Genomic DNA, 2,849 nt, shown 5'->3' with positions numbered 1-2,849 from the left:
GCGCCGTGCTCGGCCTCGCGCTCGCCGGGAGCGGCGCGTGGCAGGCGGCATCCGCTCAATCTGCGGCGGGCGCTGCCGCGCAGGCCGCCACGCGGCGATACGACATCCCGGCGGGCCCGCTGTCGGCGTCGCTGAACCATCTTGCGGATCAGGCCAACGTGATGCTCAGCGTGCCGGGCGACATGACGGCCGGGAAAACCGGCGCGGGCGTCCACGGCACCTATTCGGTGCAGGGCGCGTTCCAGGCGTTGCTGAACGGAACCGGCCTGGAGCCGGTGCAGCAATCCGACGGCAGTTTCTCGCTGCGCCCGGCCGCTGCCGCGGCAGGCGCCGAAGCAGGCGTGCTGCCGGCCGTGAACGTGCTCGGCAAGCGAGCAGGCGACGCCATTCCCGAAGCGTATGCGGGTGGCCAGGTCGCGCAGGGCGCGAAGGTCGGCATGCTCGGCAATCGCGACTACATGGACACGCCGTTCAGCATGTCGAGCTACACCGAAAAGCTGATCCGCGACCAGCAGGCGACCAGCGTCGCGGACTTGCTGACCACCACGGACCCGTCGGTTCGCGCGGCCATCGACAGCACCAACCGCTATGACGCGATCACGATCCGCGGGCTGCGCGTCGAGAACAGCGAGATCGCGCTCAACGGCCTCTACGGGCTCGTGCCGGCCTATCGCGTGGGTGCCGATCCGGTCGAACGCGTCGAGATCCTGAAGGGCCCCGGCGCGTTGCTGAACGGGATGATGCCGCAGGGCAGCGTCGGCGGCAGCGTGAACGTCGTGACGAAGCGGGCCGACGACACGCCGCTCAACCGGCTGACCGCCGAATATGCATCGAGCTCGGTGTTCGGCGGCCACGCCGATATCGGCAGGCGCTTCGGCCAGAACGGCGAATTCGGCGTGCGCATCAACGCGGCCCATCGCGAAGGCGACACGCCGATCGACGAGCAGTCGCGGCGCAATACGTCGCTGTCGGTCGGGCTCGACTACCGCGGCAGCCGCCTGCGTGTGTCCGGCGACGTGATCTATCAGGAAGACTTCATGCGTGCGCCGGTGCGCGGCTATACGCCGATCGCCGGCATCGCGGTGCCGTCGGCGCCCGATTCGCGAACCAATCTCGCGCAGACGTTTTCCTATTCGAATTCCCATAGCCTGACGGCATTGGGACGCGCCGAATACGACCTGTCGTCGAACGTGACGCTGTTCGGTGCGGTGGGCATCAACCGCTTTGGCTACGACAAGCTGGAAGACCCGGGCGCGACGATCGTCAATGCGCAAGGCGATGCGAAATCCACGTCGCGATACCAGTCCGGCGCATCGCATGCGCTGTCGGCCGAGGCCGGCGCGCGCACGCGTTTCAAGACGGGCCCGATCGATCACCAGCTCGTCGTGAGCGGCGACTACCTGCAGCAGACGACGTGGTTCGGCCAGACCGCGTACGGCAGCTACGCGACGAACATCTACATGCCGACCCGCCTCGCCGGGCCGGGCGCCGCGGTTTCCGTATTGCCGGAGACGAAGGACAGCGCGCAGATCCTGCGCAGCATCGGCGTGGCCGATACGCTGTCCGTTGCCGGCGGGCTCGTGCAGCTCACCGTCGGCGTGCGTCGCCAGCAGGTGAGCAGCCGCAACTTCGATACGTCCGGCGCGGAGACTTCGCATTACGACCAGGGCGCGACCACGCCGTCCGTCGCGCTCGTCGTGCGTCCGCTCGACCAGTTGTCGTTCTACGCGAACTACATCGAGGCGCTGACGCCCGGCTCGCCGCCGCCGGCCGACGCGGCGAACCCGAACCAGGTGTTCGCGCCGTTCAAGTCCAAGCAGTACGAAGTCGGCACCAAGCTCGATCTCGGCAAGTTCGGCGCGACGCTCGGGCTGTTCCAGATCGACGTGCCGAGCGGGATCGTCGATCCGGTCAGCAAGCTGTACAGCCTCAACGGGCTGCAGCGCAATCGCGGTCTCGAGCTGTCGGGCTTCGGCGAAGTGACGCGCGGCGTGCGGCTGCTGGGCGGCGTCACGTGGCTCGACGCGCGGCTGCGCCGCACGCAGGGCGGCGCGTACGACGGCAATCACGCGATCGGCGCGCCGTCGCTGCAGGCCACGCTCGGCGCTGAATGGGATACGCCGTTCGTGCCGGGCGTCACGCTGACGAGCCGGATGATCTACACGGGCAAGGCCTACGTGAGCCAGGACAATACGCAGCACGTGCCAAGCTGGACGCGCTTCGATCTCGGCGGCCGCTACACGACGAAAGTCGCCGGCCGCGACGTGACGCTGCGCGCGAACGTGACGAACCTGTTCAATCGCGACTACTGGCAGGCGAACCCGACCGGGTACCTGTTCACGGGCGCGCCGCGCACGTTCTGGCTGTCGGTATCGACCGACCTGTGACGAACCTCGGCAGGCCGGGCGCAGACATGCGGCCCGGCCTGCCGATGGTTTGCCGTGCCGAATCTCACCGTCATTGCATGAAACACCGCCTGGACGGTTCTGGCCCAACGCTCGCCGCAACGGCGGGCTCGTCGCGTGACTTGTTCGCCCGGGTTGCGATAACAGCGCCGGCGCTTCGTTGACGGACATGGATCCCGAAGCGTTCGCCTGAACAAAAAGTGCCAGGTCGCTCGCATCCCCCATTCGGGTAAATACCGAATCCCGATTCCGTGACAAACGCGGCATCACTTCCTATGATTGGTTGGACCTTTAGTCCTTTGTGCCAATCGGCCGACGGCTGGCCGGCTATTTCGGGAGACGTGCTCATGAGATTGCAGGGCAAACGCGCGCTGGTGACGGCGGCCGGGCAGGGCATCGGCCGCGCGACCGCGCTGCGGTTCGCGCGCGAGGGCGCCGACGTGA

Annotated in this window: 1 protein-coding gene and 1 pseudogene; both read left to right on the top strand. The window is 67.7% G+C overall.

Going from position 1 to position 2,849, the window contains the following annotated elements:
* A partial coding sequence (locus G3O00_RS41660) for a TonB-dependent receptor (RefSeq protein WP_241025590.1) occupies positions 1–2,387 on the top strand: 2,387 nt, incomplete at its 5' end.
* A 365-nt stretch (positions 2,388–2,752) separates the two neighbouring features.
* Positions 2,753–2,849: pseudogene (locus G3O00_RS41655) on the top strand (NAD(P)-dependent oxidoreductase); the annotation flags it as partial.

It is taken from the genome of Burkholderia sp. Ac-20384, assembly GCF_017104605.1.
GTDB classification, from domain to species: domain Bacteria; phylum Pseudomonadota; class Gammaproteobacteria; order Burkholderiales; family Burkholderiaceae; genus Burkholderia; species Burkholderia lata.
This window is presented reverse-complemented; position numbering and strand designations above follow the sequence as displayed.